Annotated in this window: 18 protein-coding genes; 7 read left to right on the top strand and 11 right to left on the bottom strand. The window is 47.7% G+C overall.

The window, feature by feature from the left end; genetic code table 11:
* Positions 1–6: 6 nt before the first annotated feature.
* The 4 genes from LSG37_RS17420 to LSG37_RS17405 are packed head-to-tail and all read left to right on the top strand — an operon-like array spanning position 7 to position 5712.
* Positions 7–1530: a cryptochrome/photolyase family protein gene (locus tag LSG37_RS17420; protein WP_233081079.1), complete on the top strand. Its 1524-nt coding sequence runs from the start codon at positions 7–9 to the stop codon at positions 1528–1530.
* Positions 1527–2870: an FAD-binding domain-containing protein gene (locus tag LSG37_RS17415; protein ID WP_233081078.1), complete on the top strand. Its 1344-nt coding sequence runs from the start codon at positions 1527–1529 to the stop codon at positions 2868–2870. The genes LSG37_RS17420 and LSG37_RS17415 overlap by 4 nt, the downstream gene beginning before the upstream one ends.
* On the top strand, positions 2867–4384 hold the full coding sequence (locus tag LSG37_RS17410) for a cryptochrome/deoxyribodipyrimidine photo-lyase family protein (protein WP_233081077.1): 1518 nt from the start codon (positions 2867–2869) through the stop codon (positions 4382–4384). Before LSG37_RS17415 ends, LSG37_RS17410 begins: the two co-directional genes overlap by 4 nt.
* A 59-nt stretch (positions 4385–4443) precedes the next feature.
* Positions 4444–5712: a pirin family protein gene (locus tag LSG37_RS17405; RefSeq protein ID WP_233081076.1), complete on the top strand. Its 1269-nt coding sequence runs from the start codon at positions 4444–4446 to the stop codon at positions 5710–5712.
* Positions 5713–5730: 18 nt separating this feature from the next.
* Here the strand turns inward: LSG37_RS17405 and LSG37_RS17400 are convergent, their stop codons facing one another.
* Positions 5731–6663, bottom strand: coding sequence for a M28 family peptidase (locus LSG37_RS17400; protein ID WP_233081075.1), 933 nt, complete (start codon positions 6661–6663; stop codon positions 5731–5733).
* 13 nt (positions 6664–6676) lie between these two features.
* Entirely contained in the window at positions 6677–7843 is a 1167-nt protein-coding gene (locus LSG37_RS17395) for a tetratricopeptide repeat protein (protein ID WP_233081074.1), read from the bottom strand.
* Positions 7844–8058: 215 nt separating this feature from the next.
* On the opposite strand from LSG37_RS17395, the gene LSG37_RS17390 reads away from it, so the two are divergent.
* Positions 8059–8754 (top strand): flagellar brake domain-containing protein, encoded by a 696-nt coding sequence (locus LSG37_RS17390; RefSeq protein ID WP_233081073.1) that lies wholly within the window; start codon positions 8059–8061, stop codon positions 8752–8754.
* A gap of 37 nt (positions 8755–8791) precedes the next feature.
* On the opposite strand, the gene metH is transcribed toward LSG37_RS17390, so the two are convergent.
* From metH to LSG37_RS17370, 5 genes are all read right to left on the bottom strand, one after another.
* Complete coding sequence (gene metH, locus LSG37_RS17385) at positions 8792–11419, bottom strand: methionine synthase (protein ID WP_366515572.1); 2628 nt, start codon at positions 11417–11419, stop codon at positions 8792–8794.
* Positions 11419–12483, bottom strand: coding sequence for a homocysteine S-methyltransferase family protein (locus tag LSG37_RS21450; RefSeq protein ID WP_366515571.1), 1065 nt, complete (start codon positions 12481–12483; stop codon positions 11419–11421). Before LSG37_RS21450 ends, metH begins: the two co-directional genes overlap by 1 nt.
* 2 nt (positions 12484–12485) lie before the next feature.
* Complete coding sequence (gene metA / locus LSG37_RS17380; protein WP_233081072.1) at positions 12486–13406, bottom strand: homoserine O-acetyltransferase MetA; 921 nt, start codon at positions 13404–13406, stop codon at positions 12486–12488.
* Positions 13407–13709: 303 nt separating this feature from the next.
* The gene (gene recA, locus LSG37_RS17375; protein ID WP_008898131.1) at positions 13710–14768 is read right to left on the bottom strand and encodes a recombinase RecA; all 1059 of its coding nucleotides are present in this window, start codon (positions 14766–14768) and stop codon (positions 13710–13712) included.
* A gap of 66 nt (positions 14769–14834) precedes the next feature.
* Positions 14835–15326, bottom strand: a complete 492-nt coding sequence (locus LSG37_RS17370) for a CinA family protein (protein WP_233081071.1) — start codon at positions 15324–15326, stop codon at positions 14835–14837.
* 32 nt (positions 15327–15358) lie between these two features.
* Here LSG37_RS17370 and mutS point away from each other — a divergent pair, with 32 nt between their 5' ends.
* Both mutS and LSG37_RS17360 read left to right on the top strand, forming a co-directional pair.
* Positions 15359–17944, top strand: a complete 2586-nt coding sequence (gene mutS, locus LSG37_RS17365; protein ID WP_233081070.1) for a DNA mismatch repair protein MutS — start codon at positions 15359–15361, stop codon at positions 17942–17944.
* Positions 17945–17986: 42 nt separating this feature from the next.
* Complete coding sequence (locus LSG37_RS17360; protein WP_233081069.1) at positions 17987–19936, top strand: alkaline phosphatase D family protein; 1950 nt, start codon at positions 17987–17989, stop codon at positions 19934–19936.
* Positions 19937–19992: 56 nt separating this feature from the next.
* Here LSG37_RS17360 and LSG37_RS17355 read toward each other — a convergent pair whose 3' ends face one another.
* From LSG37_RS17355 to LSG37_RS17340, 4 genes are all read right to left on the bottom strand, one after another.
* Positions 19993–20874 (bottom strand): transglutaminase family protein, encoded by an 882-nt coding sequence (locus LSG37_RS17355; protein ID WP_233081068.1) that lies wholly within the window; start codon positions 20872–20874, stop codon positions 19993–19995.
* Between the two features lie 62 nt (positions 20875–20936).
* On the bottom strand, positions 20937–23456 hold the full coding sequence (locus tag LSG37_RS17350) for a circularly permuted type 2 ATP-grasp protein (RefSeq protein WP_233081067.1): 2520 nt from the start codon (positions 23454–23456) through the stop codon (positions 20937–20939).
* A gap of 3 nt (positions 23457–23459) precedes the next feature.
* Positions 23460–24419 carry an alpha-E domain-containing protein gene (locus tag LSG37_RS17345; protein WP_233081066.1) on the bottom strand — a complete coding sequence of 320 codons (960 nt, stop codon included), beginning with the start codon at positions 24417–24419 and terminating at the stop codon, positions 23460–23462.
* A 3-nt stretch (positions 24420–24422) separates the two neighbouring features.
* Entirely contained in the window at positions 24423–25874 is a 1452-nt protein-coding gene (locus tag LSG37_RS17340) for a circularly permuted type 2 ATP-grasp protein (RefSeq protein ID WP_233081065.1), read from the bottom strand.
* Between the last annotated feature and the right edge of the window lie 58 nt (positions 25875–25932).

Raw genomic sequence — 25932 nt, 5'->3', positions numbered from 1 at the left:
AGCTGAATGGCGAAATTAATTCTGGTATTAGGTGATCAGCTCAGTCCTGCGCTGTCATCTTTACGTGATGTGCAACCGCAAGACAGAGTGTTAATGGCTGAAGTAGCCAGTGAAGCCAGTTATACCCCCCATCACAAACAAAAAATCATTCTGATCTTCAGTGCTATGCGCCATTTTGCCGCAGTGCTGCAGCAGCAAGGCATCCACGTCAGTTATATAGACTACCAGCAAAAAGTCAGCAGCCTGACCGAAGCTGTAGCCATAGAACTCACGCGCTATCCAGAGCTGGAGCAGATTTGTATCACTGAATGTGGTGAATACAGGCTAGAGCAGGAAATTCTAAGCTGGCAGAACTTGTTTCAACGTCCTTTATCTGTGCTGGAAGACGACAGATTTATTGCCACAAAGGCCATGTTTCAGCACTGGGCTCAAGGCCGAAAACAGTATCGGATGGAGTATTTCTACCGTGAAATGCGCCGCTATACCGGTCTTTTGATGCAAGACGGAGCACCTGTTGGCGGTCAATGGAATTTTGACGCCAGCAACAGAAAAGCCATGTCAGCAAAACAACAGCTGCCAGGCATACTAAAGTTTGAGCCAGACGACATCACCTCAACAGTCATTGCTTTGGTTCAACAGCAGTTTGCCAACAATATGGGCAATGCCGACAGTTTTAGTTACGCAGTTACAGGCAAGCAGGCACGTCAGGCGTTTTTGCATTTTGTTGAGCATCAGTTGCCACTCTTTGGCGACTATCAGGATGCGATGCAGCTGAATGAGCCTCATCTGTTTCACAGCATTTGCTCTATGTATTTAAACTGCGGTCTGTTGGATGTGCGCTGGGTGTGCCAAAAAGTGGAGCTGGCTTATAAAGAAGGCAAAGTGCCTCTGAATGCCGCCGAAGGTTTTATTCGTCAATTGATTGGCTGGCGCGAATATGTGCGGGGTTTGTACTGGTTATTGATGCCAGACTACAAAAATCGTAACTTTTTACAAGCTCACACCCCTTTGCCGTCCTATTACTGGACAGGCGAAACCAAAATGCGCTGTATGCAACAAGCCATCAGTCACACTATTGAACATGCCTATTCGCACCATATTCAGCGCTTAATGATCACAGGTAATTTTGCACTCTTGGCTGGCTTGTCCGTCGAAGAAATCTGCGATTGGTATTTGGCTGTTTATGCTGATGCTTACGAGTGGGTTGAACTGCCGAATACCTTAGGTATGGCGTTATTTGCCGATGAAGGCGTACTGGCGTCTAAACCTTATGCCGCCAGCGGTAAATACATTCAGCGTATGAGCAATTACTGCAAAAGTTGCGCTTACGATGTCAGTGAAACCACCAGCCCCACGGCCTGCCCCTTTAATGCTTTGTACTGGTATTTTCTCGAACGGAATCAGGCGCTGTTGTCCGGTAATGCCAGAATGCAACTGAGTTATCAGAACTGGTTTCGTAAACCAGATGAAGAACGTTTAAAAATCACTGAAAAAGCTCAGCAGTTGCTAATCCATCTGGAGCAGCTATGAAACGGGCTTTGGTGCTATTTAATCAAGCCATGCGCTGGCACGATAACCTGCTGCTGTCAGAACAAGCAGAATTTGACCAACTGATCGCAGTTCTGGTGTTGGACCCTGCTGAGTATCTCAGCAGGCAATACGGTATACGCCGCGCCGGCCTGCCTCGTTTGCAGGCTCAACTAAAACTAATGCTGGACTGGCAGCAGCAATGGCAGGAAAAACAACTGCTGCTGCATATTCGCATCGGCAGCACCTCCAACTGCCTGCAGCAGCTGGCACAGCAGTATCAGGCACAGAGCTTGATTGCAGCAGAACCCATGGCACCAGAGCAGTACCAACAACTGCAGCGCAGCGGGTTACAGCTGAGGCTTGTTGATATCAACTCTTTATTACAGCACCAGCTAAGGCCGGATCTGGCCACTTTGCCAAAAAGCTTTTCTGCCTTCAGACGAGAACGCGAACCAGAACTTTTGGTGCAACAGCCAGAACATTATGCTGTTTCTTCGCAGTTTTACGGCGAAGCTGAACAGGCTTTAGATGCTGCCACAGCAAACTTTATCAGCCAGTATCACAATCCAGCAGCAGCTCTGTTGAACGAAGCGGCAGCATTAGAGCGACTGATGCAGTTTATCTGGCAACAACAAGCGGTCCGCCACTACAAACAAAGCCGCGATGCTTTGGATGGTGAATGGAACAGTAGTTTATGGTCTTTTTATCTGGCCAATGGTTGCTTGTCAGCTTGTTATGCCTGGCAGCAGGTACTGAATTTTGAACAACAGCATATTGCCAATGAATCCACCTATTGGATCCGCTTTGAGTTGCTGTGGCGAGAGTATTTCCGTTGGCAAATGCGCCAGCATGGCCGGGCCTGGTTTAGTAAAAATGCCTTTCGTCCACCACTGGATTTCTCTGCACCTGCTCCTGATCAGCGCTTTGAACTTTGGTGCCAAGGCCAAACAGGTCTGCCTTTTGTCGATGCCAATATCAAGATGTTGTTACACACCGGCTGGATGTCAAACCGTGGCCGGCAGAATGTCGCCAGTTATCTTATTTTTGAATTACAGCAGGACTGGCGTTTAGGCGCTGCTTTTTTTGAGCAGCATTTGCTGGATTATGATTGTGCCAGCAACTGGTGTAACTGGGCTTATATAGCTGGGGTGGGCAATAGTGGTGCCCGGCAATTTAATCAAATAAAACAAGCGTTAACTCATGATGCACAAGGTGACTTTGTCCGGCGTTGGCTACCGGAAAAAACAGCAGTTGGCGCCTCGGTGCATCTGCCAGAAGCTAAAGTGCCTGTGCAGGATTTTTGGTTACCTTTTTTACAGCAACTGACGGCAACCCCATGATCAGTCTGGTCTGGTTTAAGCGTGATTTACGCATTGATGACCATGGCCCTTTGGCTCAAGCAGCCAGACAAGGTGCTGTGTTACCTCTCTATATTATTGAACCTGATTATTGGCAACAGCCCGACACCTCAGTGCGGCAATGGCTTTTTATCGAACAAAGCCTGCAGCTGCTGGATCAACAGTTAACCGCCTTAGGCCAGCCTTTGTTGGTGATCAAAGGCCCTGCAACACAAGTACTTCGACAGTTGTGTCAGGAGTTTCCGATCTCCCAAGTCCTTAGCCACGAAGAATCCGGCAACTTATGGACTTTCCAACGCGATCTGGCGGTCAAACAGCTACTGAAAGAGCTGGCCATCCCATGGCGGCAATACCAGCAACATGCGGTATTTCGGGCTTTGAAAGACCGCGACTTGTGGGCTAAACAAGCGGATCTGTATTTATCCGGCGCTTTGTACCAAGCACCAACAGCTTTGGCTTTTCTCTGCCACGGCCGTCAGCCGCTACAGTCTTTTAGGCCACACAGAGCTTTGGATTTGCCCGCCTGCAGTTCGGGGCAAACCGCATTGACCCTGCCAGATACAGTACAAAGCTTTTTTAACTACAGAGCCAAAGACTATAGCCGACATATTTCGTTGCCCGAAAAAGCGCAGCACAGCAGCTCTCGCCTGAGTCCTTACCTGGCTTATGGCCAATTGAGTTTAAGAGCTTTGCAACAGCACACGCTACGCAACATCAAACAACAACCGGCTTTAAGCTTTGGTTTGTCGTCTTTTTACAGCAGGTTGCGCCGGCATTGTCATTTTATTCAGAAACTGGAATCAGACCCCTTAATTGAAACTGAAGCTTTGCACCCTGGTTATGCCCGCTTACGTAAACAAAGTTTTGATACGGATTGGTTTTGGGCCTGGTCTAATGGCTACACGGGTTATCCGTTGATTGATGCCTGCATGAGAGCTTTGCTGGCGACAGGCTGGTTACATTTTCGTGCCAGGGCCATGTTAGTGGCTTTCGCCTGCTACCACTTATGGCTGGACTGGCGACCTGTGGCTTTGCATCTGGCGCAGTGTTTTGTCGATTACGAACCAGGCATTCATTATCCACAAATTCAGATGCAGGCTGGCACTACAGGTATCAATCCAAACCGAATGTACAACCCTGTGCTGCAAAGTCAGCAAAAAGATCCACAAGGTCACTTTATCAGACGCTGGTGTCCTGAATTAAAGCTGTTGCCCGATAGCTGGCTGCATCAACCCTGGTTAATGCCACTATCCTTGCAGCGCCAGTATGGGTGCGTGCTGGGCTCTGATTACCCTATGCCAGTGGTGGACTTGCAACAGGCCATGCGATTGGCAAAACAGCGCATCACTGAATGCAAACAACAGCAAGACCCGCAGTGGTGGCGTGAACAAAAACGGCAAGTGGTACAGCGCCATGCCAGCCGAAAAAGAGCAACAGGGCGCAGTGTTAAATCCGCAGGTAATGCAGGACAGTTGAGCTTAGATCTGAACGAATAAAGCACTGGTAGGTCTATCTAGGTTATGCTGAGTTCAGTTACCTTAAAAAGGATTTATTTATGACCATTACTGTCAGCCAACATACACCGGGTCAATTACGCCAGACCATCCAGATCAGCAGTCATCAGCTTAATGCAGATGCATCAGAAGCTGCTGGTGGCTCTGCGACAGGGCCTGATCCACATGATTTATTTGATGCAGCACTGGCCACGTGCAAAGCCATGACGTTACAGCTTTATGCCAAGCGCAAAAATATCCCGCTGCAAGAAGTAAAAGTTGAAATCAGTCGGGATGACAGTGCTGAAGCAAAAGGCTTGTATCAGTTGCATGTCCGCCTGGAGTTAATTGGTGAATTAACCACAGAGCAACGGGAGCAATTGCTGGCTATTGCTGACAAATGCCCCATCCACAAACTGATGACTCAAACCGAAGTGCAAGTGCACACCAGCCTGAAAGCGCAACCAGCAGCAACAGCTGAGGCAGAACCTTTGATTATTCAGCCACAAGAACGTGATATTGGCTTTATCATCAAACGATTGATACCGGCCAAAGTGCAGCGCCGTGTTGGTCCTTTTATTTTTGTGGATCATATGGGCCCTGCTACTTTTACTCCAAACAGCACTGAAGGCGACGTGCGCCAGCATCCACATATTGGTCTTGCGACTGTAACCTACTTGTTTTCCGGCGCTATGCAGCATCGCGACACTCTTGGCAACAATCAACGTATTGAGCCTGGTGCTGTCAATCTGATGCGCGCTGGTCGCGGTATCGCCCATTCCGAACGTATTCCTGCCGATATCCGAACTGAACAGGTGAAAGTGGAAGGTATGCAAATCTGGTTAGTTTTACCGGAAGACGAAGCCGAATCAGAACCTGCTTTCCAGCATTACCCTGCCGCATTATTTCCGGCTATTCAGGTGCCAGGCAGTGAGATACGTGTACTCTTAGGTGAATACTTTTCCCAGACATCCGTAGTAAGCTTCCCTGCGCGCTGCTGTTATGCCGAACTGAAACTGGATCCATGCAGTAGTCTGGCTTTGCCTAAATCTGAGCAGCAACTGGCCATTTATCTGGCCGCTGGTTCACTGAAAGAACCAGTGCTGAGTGCAGGGCAAATGCTGGTTATGACAGATGATTTAACAGTGGTCGCTGGCGATGACGGTGCCCACTTTATGGTGTTGGGTGGCGATGAAGTGGCAGACCCTGTGCTGCTGAACTGGAATTTTGTAGCTCGCAGCCAGGAGCGCTTAGCTCAGGCAAAAGAAGAGTGGAACAGTGGTAATTTTCCTCGTTTGACTGACGATGCAGAATGGATCCCTGCACCTTAACGCTGCAAAAGTGACTGATTATTTGGTTTTTCGTGCCGCCTGATACCATTCAGGCGGTTGCTGATCCAGCCATACCACCACCTGACTCAGACTTTCAAACATACGTTGCAGATAAGCAGGGTTAATTCTCTGCCAATCATCTTGTGGCGTATGATAGTCTTTGTGCGAGTCGACCCCAAAAAACAAAAAAGGAATTCCAGCCCGCCGGAATGGTGCATGATCGCTGGCGTTAGCCCAATCCAACTGATGCTTTCCTCTTAACCCCTGGCCTCTTTTGCGTAGTTTCAGCTTGACCGCAAACTGCTGAGTTTTTACATAATCCGCCATACCGGGCAATGAAAACGCACCATACAGATACAATTGATTCGCGCGCTCTCCCCGGCTCAGCATGTCCAGATTAATATTCAGTACAACCTGCTGTATGGCCACTGGCGGTGACGCGACAAAAGCTTTCGCGCCATAGAGCCCGATTTCTTCAGCATCAGTCGCGACAAAAAGGTAGCTGTAACGAGGACAAGACTGAGTTTTCAGTAACTCCGCCAATGCCAACATAGCCGCAACACCAGACGCATTATCATCAGCCCCGTTGTATATTTTGCCAGCGACTATGCCTAAGTGATCATAATGCGCTGTCATCACTATGTAAGTATCTGCTTGAGAGCAGCCTTTTAATTCAGCGATCAGGTTAATGCCATGCTTGTCAGAAAAGCCGGATCTGTAGCTGAAAGGGTGCCGAAAATTATCTTTTAGCGCGGTCAAACCTAAATCGGAAAAGCGTTGTTGGATGTAATTACGGGCCAGCTCAGAGCCCTGAGTGGCAGTTTCCCGCCCACTCATACGATCATCAGATAACTGCTGAATATCATCTAATAAAGCAGATTGAGCCTGCAGAAAAAAACAAGCAACAGTGCTGAACAAAAACAACGCAGAAAAAACAACACGACACAGCACTGATTTAAGCCTCTTAATGCTGCACAGCGGCAGCTGTCAGTAGTTTTAGTTTGTATTGATAACGTGCACGTTCACTGCGACTTGGCGCAGACTTCTCAGCAGACTGCAAGTAGTGCTGTGCCTTGTCTGTTTGTCCCAGTGACAAATGGGCTTTAGCCAGGCCAAACATAGCCTCAGCTAACTTTTTATCTAATGTAAGGCTCTTTTTATAATGCTCTATCGCTTTATGGGCAGAACCAGAAGTTAATGACTCATTGCCTAACATCATATGGTAATAAGGGTTTTGGTTTCTTTTTGCCGCAACCATAGCGCTTAACTGAGCAGCCTGTTCGGTTTTTCCCATCACTTCATAAAGTAAAGCCAGATTTGCTTTTGAATTAAGTTGCTCAGGAGCCAATTGTGCCGCTAACAGATAGGCTTTTTCAGCAAGCTCAAATTGTTGTTTCTGTCTGTATAACACTGCAAGATTATTCCAGCTCTCTTCAGCCCGAGGATCAACAGAAATTGCTGCCTTCAGGTAAGCATAAGCCAGATCATCTTTGCCATACACCATAGCTTCAGCTGCTTTATTGTTATAAAACAGGCCTACAATCTGTTGCTGATCCAGCACAGCAGAAGGGAAATGGTTTTTGTTGCTTTGCACATCAAAATCAATCACATAACTGAAAACACTGTAATGAACTCCCCCGCCTTTTCCAATACTCTGACCACCAACAATATTCAAATTCACATGGCCATTCAACAGACTTTGACCATTGTTCTGAGTCCAATATTCCGGAATTTTTATATCCCGGAATTCCGCATTCAGTTGCATCTCCTGTGCAAGGCTGTAAGACAAGATCGTTAAAGACAAACAATTCGCCTGGCGGGCAGCCAGGGTTTCCGCTGCGGTCAGAGTTGCATCATTTTGATACAGTAAGCTGTTGCCTTTTTTCTCAAACAAATAATTCAGTAACAAATCTGTTTTCACCCGAGGTGAATCTGCTGAACGAGTTAAGTCCCTGATATCCACTTTGGTTTGCTCAGGCAAAGCAAAAATTTGTTCAGGAGTTTCAATAACGACATCGACAGGATTAAACAAATCGTCATTCAGCAGACTAGCAGGTGTTGTAGTTGAAATGTTGTTTTGCTGGCATGCGGTTAAAAATACCACCAAACCAATGGGCAGAAGAAGTTTCATGGCCGTCATCTGTATTAGTTTTTCATTGTTAAACTATAGGGTAGTTTTATCCAAAATTAATGTTTTCGCATACCCATTTCATCACGTTTTTTCACCCTTTGGCATAATTGATAAAATCAGTCTCCAAAACAGAAAATAACTTTGCACTTTTATCATATTTGCACTATTAATCAAAGATGCGTTTTTGTTCACTTTTTAATCAGGAGTGACTATCGATGGAACAGTCGTTACTTTCACCCGTGGTGCATGAAAAAATCAGGCACTTGCATCCAGGCTCTCAAGTCGACTTGCAGTTTTCACAACCCAGTAGTTTAAGGATCAGAACCTCCTTGGTTGGTTATGAAAAAAACCGCTATCTGGTGTTGAAGCTACCACAACAAGTGATAGATGGTGGCTATAAAGATGTGTTTGTTGAAGGCAATATGACGGTTGTGCGTTGCCTGCTGGAAGGCGATTTAGGTGAATGTATTGCCTTCAGAGCCATGATAAAAACCATTTCTCATCATCCGGTGCATTTATTATTTCTGGAGTATCCTCAGCAAATAGAAAACCGTTCTTTACGGGCCAAACAACGGATCCGGGCTTTTATTCCGGCCTATGTCAATCCAGTAGAACAAGGGGCTTTGCCTGAAACCTTTTCCCTTTATAACGGCTTTGTCATCGATATATCACCTTGTGGCTGCCGGTTTTCGATGAAAGTGCATGCGGAAGCCAGCCAGATTAACAAGGTACAAATTTTGATGGAACTTCTGGTACCAGGTGAAGAGGAAAGAATTCAGATCCCAGGTGAGATTATGAATTGCCATTTGGAATTGCAGGAGTTGTCTTTGGGGATTAAATTTGAACTCCCTGAGCGACAGGTCGCTAAAATGCTGCAACGTTTTATCGTCGACCCGGCTATCGCCAGCTAAAACCAGGGTCAGAGCCTTGGCTCTGACCCAACAATCCTTAACCTAAGTTCGGTGCTAACCAGCTTTCAGCCTGTTCAGCTGACCAAGCTTTTTTCGCCGCGTATTCATCTTTTTGGTCAGTGCCAATTTTGCTGACGGCAAAGTATTTGCTATCAGGATGAGCAAAGTACCAACCACTGACTGCAGCGCCTGGCCACATGGCGTAACTTTCAGTCAACTGGATGCCAGTTTGGGCTTCGACATCCAGCAACTGCCATAAAGTGCCCTTTTCTGTATGCTCTGGACAAGCCGGATAACCAGGAGCTGGTCGTATGCCCTGATACAACTCACGAATAAGTTGCTCGTTATCCAATGTTTCATCCGGCGCATAACCCCAGAGTTCACGTCGTACTTTCATATGCAGGTATTCGGCTAATGCTTCAGCTAAACGGTCAGCCAAGGCTTTAACCATAATGCTGTTGTAATCATCGTGCTGAGCGGCAAATTCATCAGCCAGCTCATCAGCACCAAAGCCAGTGCTGACAGCAAAACCGCCTATATAGTCAGCAATACCAGACCCCACAGGGGCAACAAAGTCAGCTAAGCAGCAGTTTGGATTGTCGTTACGCAGTTGCAGTTGCTGACGTAAATTAAATAAACGGCAACGCTCCACTGTTCTGCTCTCATCCGTGTAGACAATAATGTCATCGCCCAAACTATTGGCCGGGAAAAAGCCAAACACAGCTTTGCCCTGCACTTTTTTCTGCTTAATCATTAAATCCAGAATAGCGTTGGCGTCTCTGTGCACACGACGTGCTTCCATGCCCACTTCAGGGTGATTCAAAATCGCAGGGAATTTACCGGACAACTGCCAGGTCAGGAAAAATGGCGTCCAGTCGATGTAATCGCGAAGCAGCTCTAACTCAACGTCTTGCCATAAATGCACACCCGGTTGTTTTGGCGCAGGTGCTACTTTGGTTAAATCCAGTTTAAATTTATTAGCCCGGGCCTGCTCCAGTGTCAGCAGCTTTTCACCTGGTCGACTGCGGGCATGTTGCTCGCGGGCTCTGTCGTATTCGTCGTTCACCCGTTCTAAAAAGGCCGGTTTATGTTCTTTGCTAATCAGCGATTGCACCACTGATACACTGCGTGACGCATTAGGCACATAAACCACACCGTGCTGATAACTGGGAGCAATTTTTATCGCGGTATGAGCTTTAGACGTAGTAGCGCCACCAATCAATAGCGGAATATCAAAACCTAAGCGGGTCATTTCTTTCGCCACATGCACCATCTCATCCAAAGACGGCGTAATAAGGCCAGACAAACCAATAATATCGACATTCAGCTCTTTGGCTTTTTGCAGCAAGGTAGCGCAAGGCACCATCACACCAAGGTCGATGACTTCATAGTTATTGCACTGCAGCACTACGCCTACAATGTTTTTGCCTATGTCGTGCACATCGCCTTTGACTGTCGCCATCAGCACTTTGCCCTGAGCTCGGGCGCCAGTACCGGCTTTTTCCAGTTCGATAAAAGGCTGTAAATAGGCCACTGCTTTTTTCATCACACGGGCCGATTTAACCACCTGAGGCAAGAACATTTTGCCTTCACCGAATAAGTCGCCGACCACATTCATGCCGTCCATCAAGGGCCCTTCAATCACGTGCAAAGGCCGTTCAACAGTTAAGCGTGCTTCTTCAGTGTCCTGGTCAATAAAGTCGGTAATGCCTTTCACTAACGCATGTTCAAGACGTTTATTCACAGGCCAGGCCCGCCAGGCTTCGTCTTCTTTAACAGCGACCGAACCATCGCCTTTAAACTCGGCCGCAATGTCCAGTAAACGCTCTGTTGCATCTTCGCGGCGGTTTAAGATCACATCCTCAACCCGCTCGCGCAATAACTCTGGGATATCGTCATACACTGCCAACTGACCGGCGTTGACTATGCCCATATCCATACCAGCGCCAATGGCATGGTACAAGAACACCGAGTGCATGGCTTCACGCACCGGGTCGTTACCACGGAACGAAAAAGAGATATTGGACACGCCACCAGAGATTTTGGCATAAGGGCATAATCGTTTGATTTCGCGGGTGGCTTCAATAAAGTCGACCGCGTAATTGTTATGTTCTTCGATACCTGTTGCAACGGCAAAAATATTTGGATCGAAGATAATATCTTCTGGCGGAAAACCAATCTGATTGACCAGAATCTCATAAGCACGCTGGCAAATTTCGACTTTACGCGCTTTGGTATCAGCCTGACCTTTTTCATCAAAGGCCATCACTACTACTGCAGCACCATAACGGCGAAGTAATTTTGCCTGGTATAAAAACGGCTCTATGCCTTCTTTGAGCGAAATCGAATTGACGACAGGTTTACCCTGAATACATTTCAGCGCTGCTTCAATCACCTCCCACTTGGACGAGTCGACCATAATAGGCACGCGGGAAATATCGGGTTCAGATGCCAGTAAATTCAGGTAACGTACCATGGCTGCCTTGCTGTCGAGCATGGCTTCGTCCATGTTGATATCAATGATCTGAGCACCACTCTCGACTTGCTGACGCGCAACATCCAAAGCTTTTTCGTATTCGCCTTCTAATATCAGCTTTTTAAAACGGGCTGAGCCTGTGACGTTAGTGCGTTCACCAACGTTAATAAAACGGGCTTGTTGTCGCATTACCACTCCAGACCAAAAGCTTCTAAACCAGACAAATGAAACTGGTGCGTTTTCTGTTTCGGTTGACGCGCAGGTAAATCAGCCACCGCATCGCTGATGGCTTTGATATGTTCAGGCGTAGTACCACAGCAACCACCGACAATATTTAAAAAGCCCTGCTCTGCCCAATCGGCAATTTCTTTGGCCATCTCTACTGCACCTAAATCGTATTCGCCAAATTCATTCGGTAAGCCCGCATTTGGATGCACTGAGACATAACATTCTGAAATACCGGATAAAGTCTCAACATAAGGCCGTAATAAGTCTGGCCCTAAAGCGCAGTTCAGACCAAAGCTGACTGGCTCTACATGAGCTAATGAATGGTAAAAAGCTTCAGTGGTTTGACCGGACAAAGTACGACCTGAGGCGTCGGTGATAGTGCCAGAAATCATCACAGGTAAGCTGAAACCCAATTCATCAAAGACTTTCAGTACAGCAAAAGCGGCTGCTTTGGCGTTTAAGGTATCAAAAATGGTTTCCAGCATAATAATGTCGGCGCCACCTTCAATCAGTGCATGAGTAGATTCAGAATAAGCGCTGACTAAGGTATCAAAGTCGACATTACGGTAACCCGGATCGTTTACATCAGGTGAAATAGAAGCCGTTCTGTTGGTTGGGCCTAATACACCAGCGACAAAACGTGGTTTGTCTGGCGTGCTGTATTCATCACAGGCCTGACGCGCCAAAGCGGCCGATTCACGGTTGATGCGCGCTGATAAATGCGACATATCGTAGTCAGCCATAGCAATAGGCGTGGCATTAAAGCTATTGGTTTCGAGAATATCAGCACCAGCAGCTAAATACTGGCGATGAATATCCAGAATAAGATCAGGCTTGGTCAACACCAGCAAGTCGTTATTGCCTTTCAGATCAGTGGACCAGTCAGCAAATTCAGTACCGCGGTAATCTGCTTCCTGTAATTTGTATTGCTGGATCATGGTGCCCATAGCACCATCTAACACCAAAATACGTTCCGCCAACAGCGCACGAAGGGCGTCCGGAGTTAACACACTGCGATTGGTCATTACTACTGCCCTATCTGCTGAATATCAAAAGGTGTGGCCTGATACACATAATAGTTCAGCCAGTTGCTGAATAATAAAAAGGCATGGCTTTGCCATAACTTATGTGGACCTTTGGCCGGATCGTTTTGTTTATAGTAGTTCTCTGGAATTTTAGGCTCAAGACCTGCGGCCAGATCGCGCTGGTATTCATCATTTAAGGTGGTTAAATCGTATTCAGGATGACCAGTAACAAAAACCCGGCTGCCTGTGCTGTTCTGCAGTAAATAAGCACCTGTCGCATCGGCTTCTGCCAGCACATGCAAATCCGGATGATGTTGATACTTTTGTTTGGGCACCTGAGCATAACGCGAATGTGGCACTAAAAACTCATCATCAAAACCCCGTACTAAAGGGCTTAAAGGCTGAGAAACATTTTGCCAGTAGACACCGGATAACTTCTCGCCACGAATTTCGCGCTGCAAACCATAGTAATGATACAAAGCGGCATGAGCAGCCCAGCATAAAAACAAAGTGGAAGTGACGTGACGGTCAGCCCAGGTCAGAATTTCAGCCAGTTGAGGCCAGTAACTGACATCTTCGTAATTGACTAAACCTAAAGGCGCACCCGTGATAATCAAGCCATCATAATTTTGCTGCTGTACATCAGAAAAATAGCGGTAAAAACAGTCCAGATGATTTTGTGGTGTGTTTTTGCTGACATGATTATCAAGTCGTATCAGCTCTACATCTACCTGCAGCGGGCTATTGGCTAACAAGCGTAATAACTGGATTTCAGTCGCGACTTTGTTCGGCATTAAATTCAGAATGGCAATTTTCAGCGGCCGGATATCCTGCGATAAAGCCCGGCTTTCAGTCATGACAAAAACGTTCTCCGCAGAAAGAGCTTCCACAGCAGGTAACTGATCAATGACTTTAATAGGCATAGCATCTCCGACAAGGCTGAAAAATGAGGTTACTCTGGCTCAAAGCTGCGGAAATGTCAACTTCTACACGTTTAGACGTCTAAATAAAAATAAAGATGGCCGATGAATAAATACAGGTTGTTCAGGCATCGGCATCATCAGCTTTTGATGTTAACAATGGCCAGGCGGGGCGAAAAATAAACCTGCGTTTTCTTAAATAGCACGCTATTAAAAACAACAAACCCGGCCTGAGCCGGGTTTGTTTTAATTTTTACGCCTGTTCTTACGCTTATTCTTTAAGCTTAAACTGTGAGCTAATGCAGCTTACAGATCAGCTTCTGCGTCAGCTGGCAGCATACCAAAATCTTCTGCTGGTGACGGAGCACCTTTCGATGGTTCCAGTAACAGCATACGGCGTAATTCAGCTTCAATTTCTTTAGCAACAGCAGGGTTTTCCTGCAGATATTTCATGGCGTTGGCTTTACCCTGACCAATCTTGTTACCTTTGTACGCATACCAGGCACCAGCTTTGTCGATCAGCTTATGCAGTACACCTAAGTCGACTAACTCGCCATCTTTGCTGATACCAGCGCCGTACATAATAATAAATTCGGCTTGTTTAAAGGGTGGTGCTACTTTGTTTTTCACCACTTTGACGCGGGTTTCGTTACCCGTCACTTCGTCGCCATCTTTGACAGAACCAGTACGACGAATATCTAAACGCACTGAAGCGTAGAATTTTAACGCGTTACCGCCAGTCGTGGTTTCTGGTGAACCAAACATCACACCAATTTTCATCCGGATTTGGTTGATGAAAATACATAAAGTGTTTGAACGTTTGATATTACCTGTCAGTTTACGCAGCGCCTGAGACATTAAACGTGCTTGTAAACCTACGTGGCTGTCACCCATATCGCCTTCAATTTCAGCGCGAGGTGTTAATGCAGCCACTGAGTCGACAACAATCACGTCTACCGCAGCAGAACGTACTAACATGTCACAAATTTCCAGAGCTTGTTCACCAGTATCCGGCTGAGACACTAATAAATCGTCGACGTTTACGCCTAATTTTTTCGCGTATACAGGGTCCAGCGCGTGTTCAGCATCGATAAAAGCACAGGTTTTACCCATGCGCTGAGCTTCAGCAACGACCTGTAAAGTTAAAGTGGTTTTACCTGAAGATTCAGGACCGTAGATCTCAACAATACGACCACAAGGCAAACCGCCTATGCCGAGCGCAATATCCAAACCTAACGAACCTGTAGGGATAAAGTCGATATCAAGCGCAGTGCTGTCGCCCAAACGCATAATTGAACCTTTACCAAACTGGCGTTCGATTTGACCTAAGGCTGCGGTCAGTGCTTTTTGTTTATTGTCGTCCATTGCTCTCTCCGGTGGATTCTTGGATGCACTCAAAGTGCTGTATGCTCATACAGTAGTCTTTTTGCTTTAGTCTGTCAATAACAAGATCAGCTGCTGCAAGACAAAATCGATCGCCTGCTGGCGCACTGTGGCTCTGTCGCCATCAAAGATGCGATGCGACAATACCTGATGGCCCTGAATTTCAAAACAAAAATGTACAGTACCCACAGGTTTAGTGGCAGATCCACCATCAGGGCCTGCAATACCAGACACCGCTACCGCTACTTCAGCACCAGCTGCTCTGGCTGCGCCTACAGCCATTTCCAATACAGTTTCTTTACTGACAGCACCGTATTGCAACAAAGTTTCGGCCTTGACACCCAACAGTTGTTGTTTGGATTTATTGCTGTAGGTGACAAAAGATCGGTCCAGATAAGCTGAACTGCCGGGCACAGCGGTCAACACATATGCAATACCACCGCCAGTGCAGGATTCTGCGGTGGTGATACTGAAGTTTTTCCGCAATAATAGCGCTCCGAGATCCGCCGCCAATTGATAGGTGGTTACTGGAATTGTCATCTTTGGTCCAACGCAGGAATTATTAAGCCATTATGCCGCCAGAACAGAAAGACGGGCAAGCCCTAAGCCCGCACACTCCGATGATGCAACAGTACCTTGGCCTGAAATGCCAGCATCCTGATATTTTGCTGTTCTATCGTATGGGTGACTTTTACGAGCTGTTTTACGATGACGCCAAAAAGGCCTCTGCCTTGTTAGATATTTCGCTGACCAAAAGAGGCCAGTCGGCAGGACAGCCTATTCCTATGGCAGGCGTGCCTTATCATTCGATTGAAGGTTATTTAGCCCGTTTAGTGCAACTGGGTGAATCCGCTGCTATTTGTGAACAAATCGGCGATCCGGCCTTAAGCAAAGGCCCGGTTGAACGCGCTGTGGTACGTATTGTGACTCCAGGCACTGTCACAGACGAAGCGCTGCTGAATGAACGTCAGGACACCCTGGTCTCGGCTTTGTATCAGCAAAAAGGCAGCTATGGTTTTGCTTACTTAGATTTAAGCAGCGGCCGCTTTTTAATTAACGAAGTCACCCATCTGGATGATTTATTGGCCTTATTGCAACGCTTAAATCCGGCAGAAATTTTATATGCTGAAGAGCAGGACTGGCCTGATAGCGTCATTAACCGTAAAGGCGTGCGTCGCCGCCCTGTCTGGGAATTTGAGTTAAGCAACGCCAAACGTTTGTTAACCCAACAATTTGGCACCCGCGACTTACAAAGTTTTGGCGTAGAACAAGCACCAGTGGCGCTGATGGCCGCCGGCTGCTTAATGGGGTATGTCAAAGACACCCAGCGCGCTCAGCTGCCTCATATCCGCTCTATTGCTCTTGAGCGTAATCAGGACTGCATAGTACTAGATGCAGCAACACGACGTAATTTAGAGCTGACCCAAACCTTAGCAGGCCAGTTTGACCACACCCTTGCAGCAGTGCTGGATCAATGCCAGACAGCTATGGGCAGTCGTTTGTTGAAGCGCTGGATCCATGCGCCACTGCGCGATCAGGCGTTGGTGTCAGGTCGTCATCAGGCGGTAGCTGAATTGCAGCAACACCACCAGAGTTTGCAGCCGCTATTTAAACAAGTAGGTGATACGGAGCGGGTCATAGCCCGTTTAGCACTTCGAAGTGCACGGCCCCGTGATTTCTCCCGTTTACGAGCTGCTTTGCAGTTGTTGCCAGAGCTATCGCCTGAACTGACTCTGTTACACAGCCCTTTATTGGCTCAGCTGACCGCTAAATGTCAGCCGTTGCCAGAACTTTGTGACTTATTAGAGCGTGCCATAGTCGAAACTCCACCTATGCTTATTCGTGATGGCGGCGTGATAGCTTCAGGCTACAACGCAGCACTGGATCAATGGCGTGAACTCGCCACTGGTGCCACTGATTATCTGGAGCGACTGGAGCAACGTGAAAAAGAACGTACTGGTATAGCCTCACTCAAAGTTGGTTTTAACAGAGTGGCGGGTTATTACATTGAAACCGGCCGCAGCGCTGCCGATCAGGTACCAGCAGATTATATTCGCCGCCAGACGTTAAAAAACAACGAACGTTTTATTATTCCTGAATTAAAAGAATATGAAGACAAGGTGCTTGGCAGTCAAAGCAAAGCTTTGGCGTTGGAAAAGCAGTTATACGATGAGTTGTTTGATTTAACAGCGCCTTATCTGGCTGAATTACAGCAACTTTCAGCGGCTTTGGCCGAACTGGATTTACTGACTAACTTTGCAGAGCGCGCTGAACAGCTGAACTATCATCAGCCAGAGCTGACGCCAGAGCCAGGCATCCACATAGAAGCAGGTCGTCACCCCGTAGTAGAACAGGTGATGACTGAACCTTTTATTGCCAACCCACTTAAGCTGTCGCCAGAGCGTCGCATGCTGATGATTACAGGCCCAAATATGGGCGGTAAATCGACTTACATGCGCCAGAACGCTTTAATAGTGCTGATGGCTTATATAGGTAGTTTTGTACCAGCAGAGCGCGCTGTATTAGGCCCGGTTGACAGAATATTCACCCGGGTTGGTGCATCCGATGATTTGGCGTCAGGCCGCTCTACCTTTATGGTGGAAATGACAGAAACCGCCACTATTTTGCATCACGCCACAGCACAAAGTTTAGTACTGATGGATGAAATAGGCCGTGGCACCAGTACTTATGATGGCTTGTCGCTGGCATGGGCCTGTGCTGAATACCTGGCGCAGCAACTCAAAGCCATGACGTTGTTTGCCACCCATTATTTTGAACTGACGGAGCTGGCCTCACAGTTACAGGGCTTAGCCAATATTCATCTGGATGCGGTAGAGCACGACGAACACATCGTCTTTATGCATCAGGTGCAAGATGGCGCAGCCAGTAAAAGTTATGGTTTACAGGTAGCGCAACTGGCTGGTGTGCCGCGGGTGGTGATCCAAAAAGCCAAACAAAAACTGGCCCAATTGGAACAACAGTCCGTTGTCAGTGCCAAAGCACCAGCAGCGGCTAAAACAGCACAACCGCTGCAACAACAATTATTTGTCGAAGCCGAACCTCATCCAATACTTGAGCAACTGGCAAAACTGGATCCGGATCAGCTGTCAGCCCGTCAGGCTTTGGATTTGTTGTACCAGCTGAAAGCCAGCTTGTAAAAATGGGGTTGAAAAAGGAGTGTTGTTATTTCTGAACTAAGTTTGTCCAAAGTAGCAAATGATATTCCCTTGGTGTGGGCTGGCCCTATGTTACGCCGCCTGACACCAAAGCGACTTTGTCTCTGGTTAGCCACTTCTGAACCAGTGGAATTGAAACTTCAGCTTCAACCTGAACAAGGTGAACCGCTCGAGTTTGAAGTAAAACAGCTGCAGCCCTTTGTGCAACAACTTCAGCTTGCCGGCAAACTCTATCTGTATTTTTTGGATTTGGAGCTGCATGAGGCGCTGCCAACTGAACGCTGGATCAGTTATGATCTGCAGTTAAAAACCAGCACAGGCGACTGGCAAAACTGGCGGCAGTGGGCGGACGATTTAGTTTATCCTGGACGGGACTTACCAGGGTTTATTCTCAAACCCAAAGTGCATTCGGTGTTACATGGCTCCTGTCGCAAACCGCATTTTGGCGCTGGCGATGGCTTAGTCCGTGCCGATCAGCAACTATTGGAAACAAGCCCTGCACAGTGGCCATCGCTTTTGATGTTAAGTGGCGACCAGGTCTACACAGACGACGTGGCCGCACCTACGCTTTATGCTATTCATCAACTGATAGCTAAACTGGATTTTGCCGACGAAGCATTACCTTGTTCCACCTTAAGCTCAGCTCATGAACTGCACAGCAAAACGCCATTTTATTACCAGCGAGAGAAACTTCTGCCTGCTACCGAAGCCAGTTATCAGGTATTAAAACAGCTGTTTCAAGGCGCAAAAAAACCGGTATTTACCACAGACAGCGCTCACAACCATTTGATCTCTATGGCCGAAGTGTTTTCGATGTACCTGCTGGTCTGGTCACCTGCACCATGGCAGGGCTTGGATTTGCAGATGCCGGAAGGTCTACTCAGCAGTTTTAGTCCAGCACGGCAAAAACGTTGTGCCACATACACTCAAAACCTGGAAGAATTTAAAGCAGGTTTAGGCCAGGTCAGGCGTTTAATGGCCCATCTGCCAGTCGCCATGATGTTTGATGATCACGACATTACTGACGACTGGAATTTAACTGCAGAGTGGGAAAAAACCGCCTACGAACATCCGTTTTCGCGCCGTATTATTGGCAATGCACTAATGGGCTACCTGCTGTTTCAGGGCTGGGGTAATGCACCAGAAAAAGTGCAAAAGCTAGTGCCCTTGTGCCAACAAGCGCTGAATCGACCCGGTACAGAAATTCATGATGAATGTATTAACAGCCTGCTTAAATTCTCTGAATGGCATTACAGTTGGCCGACCCAACCACCGTTATTGGTGCTGGACACCCGCACCCAACGCTGGCGCTCAGAGCTGTCGATGGAAAAACCTTCGGGTTTGATGGACTGGGAATCTATTACTGAATTGCAGCAACAACTCTTGGGCCATGAAGCTGTATTGCTGGTCTCCCCTGCCCCAGTGTTTGGCGTCAAATTGATTGAAACTATTCAGCGTATTTTTACCAGCTTTGGTAAACCTCTGATGGTGGATGCTGAAAACTGGATGACCCATCCGGGTTCTGCTTATGCGCTACTGAATTTATTCCGCCATCCAAAAACACCACGCAACTTCATCATTTTATCCGGTGATGTGCATTACAGTTTTGTATTTCAAGTGGCGCTCAAACACAAACAACAAAGCCCATCCATTTGGCAAATCACCAGCAGCGGCCTGAAAAATGAGTTTCCACACCGGCTCCTGGCTATTTTAGATACAGCCAACCGCTGGCTTTACGCCTCCCGATCGCCACTGAACTGGTTTACCAAAAGACGCCGGATGAAAATCACCCACCACAGGCCTATAGGCGAAACCAAAGGCCGCCGTTTGGTGAACTCTGCTGGTATAGGTTTACTCGAGCTGACGCCTGAAGGTGTGCCTTGCAAAATTCAGCAACTTTGCGCCGATGGCGACACTGTCAGTTTTGAGCTGGAAAAAGGCGATGATGAACTGACGCAGGACTATAGTTTGTAACTTGATCTCTAGGGTCAGAACATATTTGCTTCGCAAATGATGATCTGACCCAGACATCAAATCGGCACAACATCCACTTCCACTTCCAGCAGATGCACGCCATGACCTTGCAATAGGCCTTTCAGCGGCACTACATCGGCATAGTCGCGGCCATAAGCTAAGGTGATATGACGTTCTGCCGGCATCAGATTATTAGTGGGGTCAAAATCGACCCAACCCAGTTCAGGGTCGTACACCGCAAACCAGGCATGCGATGCATCAGCGCCTATTAAACGTGGCTGTCCTTCTGGTGGCGAGGTTTCCAGATACCCACTGACATAACGCGCTGGAATACCTAAAGCACGTAAACAGCTGACGGCCAGTTGGGCAAAGTCCTGACAAACCCCCTTTTTATGCAGCAACACTTCAGACACTGGCGTAACGACAGAGCTAAATTCAGGATCGTATTCAAACTGCTGAAAAATCAAATCCGTCAGTTGTTGTGCCAACTGTAATACAGTAAAAGCCGGGTCGGCTATGCTCTGGATCAACGCCTTTGTTTCGTCAAGCACAGGGATCATCCGGCTTGGTCCAGTGCACAACAGTGCTTTGAGTTGCTCTGGCGAATAGCCTTGTTGTTGGCGGAAAAAAGCTGCGACTTGTGGCCAGGGCTGGGTTAAATCCAAAGCCAGACTCTGTTGGCGTGGCAAAACCTCAACCACAGAGTAAGCCGTCACAGCCAGTTGCTGATGCGGTGGCTGCAAGTGAATAAAATGCTGGGTATTACCAAAAGTATCTGTTCTGGCATAGACAGAAGAGGCTGTTGGCGACACCTCTAAAGAGAAACTACATAGCTCCTGTGTCGGCAATCGACGTGGCTGCAGGCAAGCCAAATTGTAACTGTTAGCCACAGGATGCTGGTAACAATAACGGGTCAGGTGGCGGATTTGGTACTTCATAAGTTTGGCCTTATAGGGGCGAGGCTTGTCCCCGCCCGCCTGAAATTCAAATCAATGCCCATCTAAAAACTCTGCCATGATTTGCCCGCTTCGGCGTGACTGAAATAGGACAAGGTAATGCTGTCGGACAATTGCCGCAGTACTGAGTGCAACTGCTGTAGCAAAAGCCCCAGCTCTGGTGTTGCCTGCAACTGATCATCAAAGAGTTGTTCTGGTTCAGCCAGTTGCAGTAAAGACACCAGCTCCACTGCCAGTTTTTGCTCACGACTAAGTACCACAGCAGCTCCAGGTTTAGGCAGTTGCTGAATTTGACTGGCAAGACGGGCGCACTGATAACCCACAGAACGTGGCGTACTGTCATCCAGCAGCAGTAAGTCAATCACCGCCAACGGATGCAGCTCGGTTTTATAACGGCGCCTGTAAGTCATTAAGGTATCTGTCATGCGCAGCACCGATTCCATCAACGAAGCACTGCAGTTACGGCCTTGATCAAATACAAAAACCTCTTGCAGCAGAGTGACACTTTGCAATGCCCTTTCCATATGCTGACCCAAATCCATAAACCTTAAAGTTTGGGTGCGGCTCATGGTTTCGTTATTCAGACCATAAATAGCGGTTTGCAATAATATGACTTCATCCAGTAAACGCACCATTTGTTGCGGCTGTTGCCAGTTCAGCGGATGAGGCCATTGCGTCAGTGCCAATTGCAATTTATCCAGCACATACCAGGTGTCTTCACTGAAGTATTCCCGCACCGACTGCGCGTTAAACAATAAATTTTTCAGCACCTGCGCTAAACCTGCCGGATGCTGCAGTGAAAACAATTCACTTAAGGCCTGCTGCAAGGCGCTGGTCTGCTGCAATGAACTCAAAGCTGCACTGTCTGGCAAAGTGCCATTGGCCTGCAAACAAAAGCGTACTAAAGCTCTGCTGTCATTTTGTTGACCGGCTGTCACCTGGAAACTGGTTAAAAGCGGCACTGTGTAACGTAAAGCGCGGCAAACTAAATTCAGCCGCTCGTTATAACGGCCCAGCCAGAATAAATGGTCGGCAACGCGGCTTGGCAATAAACCACTGTGACGGGATAACAAAATCCGCTTTTGGGTATTTTGCAGCAGGCTGACCGCATGGTCCTGATCGGCCAGCACCCAGACATCTTTGGCCACAAAACCCATGCTGTACTGATGCTGCAAACAGTTCGCATCAGGGCTGATACGAGCCAGAGCACCGGGCATTACTGCAGCTGTGTGTTGCTCGGATAACAAACCAAATAAACGCAACACACCAAACTGTTGATGTTCGCCTTGAGTGCTGTTCCAGCAGGGCACAGAACTTAAGGGCAGTAAGCGGATGGCGATAAAAAGCCTGGATTCTGCCAGAAGCTGCTGCTGTAACTGCTGTTGTTGCAGCGGGTCCAGTTCGGCCCAAAGCCAGCTTTCTGCAGTGTCGATCCTGCGAAATCGATAATGAGTGGCTTCAGATAAAACCTGTTGCAACTGCTCAGGCTTACCACACCAAAAAGCGGCAGTGGTGGGCAATTGCAATTCTTCATTTAGTAGCGCACGGCAGAGCGCAGGTAAAAAAGGCAATAACACGCCGGAGTCAAGCAATGCAGCACCTGGCGGATTAGCGCAAAACAGCTGCTGTTGACGAATACTTTGCAGTAAACCTGCAGTGCCTGTTGAATCAGGATCCAGCTCCAGTGCATCACAACACGCATCGGGTAAATAACGCATCAGACTGTCAACCTGTTGTAAACCAGTGACAGTTTTTAACCACAAAGCGCCATCTTTAAACATCAGATCGGCGCTGTGCATCAGGGCTATGTCTAAATAATTGGCTAAAAAGGCATGTTCAAAATAAGCGGCGTCGCGTTTGCCATGAGTTAATAAACCACAAAGCGGTCGTCGCCCTTCGGCGGTATGGCCTGTGCCCTGTGCAAACACCAGCTGCAATTTACGGAAAAATCCGGCCAGCTGACTTTTACCAATACTGTGATTGAGCTCACCAATACAATGGTTAAACGCCAGCCTGTGCTCCAAGACAAAACCAAGCCCCGCCGGCATCTGGCTTTGATCGGCATAAACGCAAAAGTCGCCATGAGCATCGCGGCCTATATCTACAGCCAGCAAACTCAGCCACTGCTGATGAGTGGGCACCAGCTGATGGCAAGGCAGTAAGTAGTTTTTGTTTTGAAAAATCAGTTCAGCGGGCAGCAGCCCTTGTTGTATCAATAACTGCGGCCCATACAAATCCTGTAACACCATCGAGAGCAACAATTGACGCTGCTTTACACCCGCCTGCAACTGCTGCCACTGGGTATCACTGATCAGCCACGGCATTAAATCCAGCTGGCGCTGTTGTTCCAGCCAGGGATCAAAAGTAGCACCGTTTTCCCGCAGCTGATGCTGTAAATCGGTATGCAACTCCAGCAGATGTTGTTGGCTTTGTTGTTGCCACCACAGCTGCAATTGCTGCCACTGAGGTAGCTCAGTCCAGAGCTGTTGCTCAGAATGATGTGCGGCGTCCTGCGCTGGATTCTGCACTATGCCCGGCTCTGTGTCCTGCACCACAATGGCCATAGATCAGGCCGACATTTGCTGGCTGAGATCTTTGGACAACTCAAGATTTGGCGTGCTAATCACCTGATGCAATTCAATAATCCCCGTCTGAAATTGGTCAATCAGCTGATGCAGCTGACCTGTGGTTAATTCTGATAAGTTTTGCGTTTTTAATAAGTCCTGTAACTGCCATACTCGTTGCAATATAGCAGCACTGTGCGGCAAACCTTTCGCTGATGCTGCCACTCTATGCAAACAATAGGCAATGGAGCGAGGAAAATCAGCGTAAGTCAGCAGATAATCCACCGCATCCACTTCAGTGTTTTGATGTGCCAGATAATAGTGATAGGACTCCACGCCACCCAGAGCATTTAAAATGGAGGTCCAGCGAAAACGGGGTCTTTTAATATCCGTCGGTTGCAACTGCTGTAACACCATCACATCCATAATGCGGGTGGTCATATCTGCCCGCTCCACATGTCGGCCAATATTAAATAAATCAAAAGCGTCGCTACGCAACATAGTGCCGTCCAGCACGCCCACCACCATCTGACAACGGCGGCTGACTTCAGTCATTAAGCGGTATCTGTGCTGACGACCTTGTAACTGCTGGCAGTGTTCCTGTAAAAACAAATCCAGTGAATTCAACTCTTCCCACATATCACGTGGGATCAGTTGCCGAACTGTTCTGGCATTTTGTTTCAATGCAGTACAAGCGGCACGAATAGACACCTGACAGTCCACATCAGTAATTAAATACCCCATCACTTGCTGCTCTACCGTCAAATCACTTGCGGGCAACTGACTCAAGAGTTCGGCACCATTCTGCCCTAATACATCCAGCAATAATGGCCAGCTAAACTGGCTGTCTTTGTGACTGTCGATCAGTAAATGGCTGGTGGCATTAATTAAGCGGGCCGTGTCATCCAAACGCTCCAGATAACGGCCTAACCAGAATATATGATCCAAAGATTTTAATAACATAGATCAGACCTCATCGTTGATGATCCAGGTGTCTTTACTACCACCGCCTTGCGACGAGTTGACCACCAAAGAGCCTTTTTTCAGCGCCACCCGGCTTAAACCACCTGTGGTGCAATACAAATCTCTGCCCTGCAAAATAAAAGGCCGTAAATCCAAATGCCGTGGCTCCAGCACTCCATCGCATAAAGTGGGAGCTGTGGACAACGCCAGAGTGGGCTGAGCAATAAAATTGCGCGGGTTCGCTTTAATGGCTTCTGCCATTTGCTGTTGCTCTTCTTTGGTCGAGCGCGGGCCTATTAAAATGCCATAGCCACCGGATTCATTGGCAGGTTTCACCACCAGTTTGTCCAGATTGGCCAACACATAGTCCCGTTGTTTTTTATCCAGACACAAATAGGTAGGAACATTGTCAATCAGCGGTTGTTCACCCAGATAATAATTAATAATTTCAGGCACGTAGGCGTAAATCACTTTATCATCAGCCACACCGGATCCAGGTGCGTTAGCGATAGACACATTGCCTTTGGCCCAGGCTTTGATCAAACCTGGAATGCCTAAGACTGAGTCTGGCCGAAAGGCTTCTGGGTCAATAAAAATATCGTCCACCCTGCGATAAATTACATCCACCCGTTGCAGGCCATGCAGAGTTTTTAAATAAACAATGTCGTCCTGTACGATCAAATCGGTATTTTCCGCCAGCTCTACACCCATTTGCTGAGCTAAAAAGCTGTGCTCAAAATAGGCAGAGTTATAAACCCCAGGTGTCAGTAATACGATGCAAGGCACATCACCAGGACGAGGCGATAAAGACGCCAGCATACGCCACAGCTGATGTGGATAATCGTCAACAGGATAGATAAAGGAATCGGCAAACAACTCCGGAAATACGCGCTTCATCACAGTGCGGTTTTCCAGCATATAAGACACACCGGACGGCACCCGCAAGTTATCTTCCAGCACTAAAAATTGGCCAGAGCCATCACGCACCAAATCAGTCCCACAGATATTGGCCCACACCCCATAACGGGGCGAAATGCCCTTACATGGTGCAAGATAGTTGCGCGAATCCAGCACTAAATCAGCCGGTACTATGCCGTCTTTAAGGATGCGCTGATCGTGGTACAAGTCGTCAATAAACAGGTTTAAAGCAGCTAAACGTTGTTTGAGACCAGCACTGGTTTTCTGCCATTCGGAGCTTGGGATAGTGCGTGGCATCACATCCAAAGGCCAGCAGCGGTCAATATTATTACCATCTGAATACAAGGTAAAACAGACACCCATAGCGCTAATCGTTTGATTTAATTGCTCTTGTCTTTGAATAAGTTCGCCTGAACCATGGCGATCAATAAAACGGGCTATAGCCGCAGCAGGGGTCCGTATTTGTCCGTCCTTATGCACCAGCTCATCAAAACACTGGTCAATTTGCTGATAGTGCCCAAAACTTTTTGCACCCATTGGCGACTCCTTCCCGTCCGATACAACCCGAACACCATCAGTTCAAGGCCTGTTTTTT

The organism is Rheinheimera soli, assembly GCF_021290985.1.
Classification (GTDB): Bacteria; Pseudomonadota; Gammaproteobacteria; order Enterobacterales; family Alteromonadaceae; genus Pararheinheimera; species Pararheinheimera soli.
The sequence above is the reverse complement of the archived record's forward strand: the minus strand, read 5'-3'. Positions and strand labels throughout refer to the sequence as shown.